General features: G+C 76.6%; 3 protein-coding genes. 1 reads left to right on the plus strand and 2 read right to left on the minus strand.

All coding sequences use genetic code 11. From position 1 onward, the window contains the following. The coding region (locus tag B0E53_RS35015) for a phytoene desaturase (protein ID WP_107079783.1) at positions 1–1,047 on the plus strand (1,047 nt) is incomplete at its 5' end. Between the two features lie 19 nt (positions 1,048–1,066). Here B0E53_RS35015 and B0E53_RS35020 read toward each other — a convergent pair. Both B0E53_RS35020 and metF read right to left on the minus strand, forming a co-directional pair. After that, entirely contained in the window at positions 1,067–1,756 is a 690-nt protein-coding gene (locus B0E53_RS35020; RefSeq protein WP_107079784.1) for a CDP-alcohol phosphatidyltransferase family protein, read from the minus strand. Between the two features lie 45 nt (positions 1,757–1,801). Beyond that, positions 1,802–2,719: a methylenetetrahydrofolate reductase [NAD(P)H] gene (gene metF / locus B0E53_RS35025; RefSeq protein WP_107079785.1), complete on the minus strand. Its 918-nt coding sequence runs from the start codon at positions 2,717–2,719 to the stop codon at positions 1,802–1,804. Positions 2,720–2,905: the final 186 nt, after the last annotated feature.

Consider the following 2,905-nt stretch of genomic DNA (forward strand, 5'->3'; position numbering starts at 1 on the left):
CGCACCGTCGACTCCCCGCGCGACCTGGCCGCGCTGGCCTGGCGGCTGGGCGACCTCGCCGCCATCGGCCCCGGCCGCAGCCTGCGCGGGCTGGGCCGCCGGCACCTGTCCGACCCCCGGCTGCGGATGCTGCTCGACCGGTACGCCACCTACACCGGCGCCGACCCGCGCCGCGCGCCGGCCGCGCTGGTCGCCGTCCCCTACGCCGAGCTGACGTACGGCGGCTGGTACCTGCGCGGCGGGCTGGGCACCCTGGCCGACGCGCTGCTGTCGCGCTGCCTGGACCTCGGCGTGGTGGTGCGGACCGGCGCCACCGTCACCCGCATCGACGCGGCAGGCGGCCGGGTGCACGGGGTACGCCTGGCCGGAACGGCCGCTCCCGTCCCCGCCGACGTGGTGGTGGCCAACGTCGACGCGCTGACCGTCTACCGGGACCTGCTGCCCACCCCGCGCCGGCTGGCCGCGCTCACCGACCGCAGCCTGGCCGGATTCGTGCTGCTGCTGGGCGTCCGCGGCGACTCCGGGCTGGCCCACCACACCGTCTTCTTCCCGCGCGACCACGACGCCGAGTTCGACGCGGTCTTCGGCGACCCGGGGCGGGGCGTCCGGGCCCGACCGGCGCCCGACCCGACCGTCTTCGTCACGGTGGCCGACGACCCGGCGGTCCGCCCGGAGGGGCACGAGGCGTGGTTCGTGCTGGTCAACGCGGCCCGGCACGGCACGGCCGCGGGCGCGGTCGACTGGCGGCGGCCGGGGCTGGCCGAGGCGTACGCCGACCGGATCCTCGACGTGCTCGCCGAGCGGGGCGTGGACGTGCGGGACCGGCTGGTGTTCCGGGAGATCCGCACCCCGGCCCACCTGGACGCGGCGACCGGCGCGCCGGGCGGCGCGATCTACGGCACCGCGGGCGGGCTGCTCCGCCCGGCCAACCGGGGGCCGGCGGCCGGGCTCTGGCTGGTCGGCGGCTCCAGCCACCCGGGCGGCGGCCTCCCCATGGTCACCCTGTCGGCGGAGATCGTCGCCGACGCCATCGGCCCGGCCTGGTAGGTCCGCCGCCGGCCGGGGGTCAGTCGGCGTCGATCAGGGCGCGGCGGACGGCGGAGAGCAGTTGGCCGAGACCGAAGCCGGCCAGCAGCACCCAGACCGTGGTGGCCATCGTGATGGTGCCGGCGGTCAGGTCGGCGTCGACCAGCCCGGCGAGCCCGGCGACCAGCAGCCCGAACAGGGCCACGCAGACCCGGGTGGGCCGCTCCCCCACGGTCACCGCGCCGATCTCCCGCATGCCGGCGGAGACCGCCCGGGCCCGCACGTACTCGTGCAGCCAGGACAGGCCGCCGGCTGCGGCGACCAGCGCGCCGGGCGCGCCGAGCAGCCAGAACGCGGTCAGCCAGGCGGCCTCGCCGAGCCGGTCGGCCACCGAGTCGTAGACGTAGCCGAGCCGGGTGGTGCGGTTGGTGGCCACCGCCACCGCGCCGTCGACGCTGTCCGCCACCGCGGCCAGCAGCACGAACAGGGCGCCCAGGAACGGCCCGTCGCCGGCCCGCCCCACCAGCAGGGGTACGCCGAGGCAGAGCAGCACGCCGACCACGGTCACCGGGGTCGGGCCGACCCGCAGCCGGCCCAGGATGTAGCCCACGTGGTAGGCGAAGCGCAGCCAGGCGCGGACCACCGGCGCGGCCACCCGGGGATCGAAGCCGCCGTGCAGCCGCGCCCACGCGGTCGCGTACTGGTCCCAGTTCAGCTGTGTGCCCACCACGGGATCAACCGTAGAAGGGTGGCGCGGGTGTCGCGGGCCGGGTGGTCACACCCGCGCGTCGGCCCGCAGCCGCTGCCAGACCTCCCGCGTGGCGGTGGACCGGTTGAGGGTGATGAAGTGGATCCCCGGCACGCCCTCGTCCAGCAGCTTCGCGCACATCTCGCCGGCCTGCTCGACGCCGAGCCGGCGGACCGCCTCCGGGTCGTCGGCCACCTCGGCGAACCGCGCGGCGAGGGCCGGCGGGAACGGCGCGCCGGAGAGCTGCACGGACCGCTCGATGGTGGCCAGCTGGGTCACCGGCATCACCCCGGCCAGGATCGGGGTGTCGCAGCCGGCGGCCGCCACCCGGTCGCGCAGCCGCAGGTAGTCGTCGGCGTCGAAGAACATCTGGGTGATCGCGAACTCGGCCCCGGCCCGGCACTTGCGGACGAAGTGCGCGGTGTCGCTGGCCACGTCGGGCGAGCGCGGATGCTTGTACGGGAAGGCGGCCACCCCCACGCTGAAGTCGCCGGCGTCCCGGACCAGCCGGACCAGCTCCTCGGCGTACCGCACGCCCTCCGGGTGCTCGATCCACTCACCGCCCGGGTTGCCCGGCGGGTCGCCGCGCACGGCCAGCACGTTGCGCACCCCGACCGACGCGAGCCGGCCGATGACGTGCCGCAGCTCGGCGACCGAGTGGTCGACCGCGGTGAGGTGCGCCATCGGCAGCAGGGTGGTCTCGGTGGCGATCCGCTCGGTCACCGCGACCGTGGTGTCCCGGGTCGAGCCGCCGGCGCCGTAGGTGATCGAGACGAACGAGGGGCGCAGCGACTCCAGCTCGCGGATGGCCTGCCAGAGCAGGCGCTCCCCCTGCGGGGTCTTCGGCGGAAAGAACTCGAAGGAGAAGGTGGGCCGGCCGTCGCGGATCAGCTCGCCGATGGCCGGCTGGGGATTGGGGAGGACCGAGGGAAGACCGAGCGCCACGAACCGACTGTAACCGGCAGGGCCGGTCCGACCCAGGATCTTCCCAGCCCGCGAGCACGAGCGCGGCGGAGCGTCGTACCCCGGGGGTAGAACGAGGGCAGCGCGGTGGGGCCGGCCGGTGGCCGGTCCGGGGGCCCGCGCGGGGGTCGCCACGATCGGCGGCGCGCCGGTCCGGCACCGCCGGAC

Source organism: Micromonospora sp. MH33 (assembly GCF_003013775.1).
Classification (GTDB): domain Bacteria; phylum Actinomycetota; class Actinomycetes; order Mycobacteriales; family Micromonosporaceae; genus Micromonospora; species Micromonospora fulviviridis.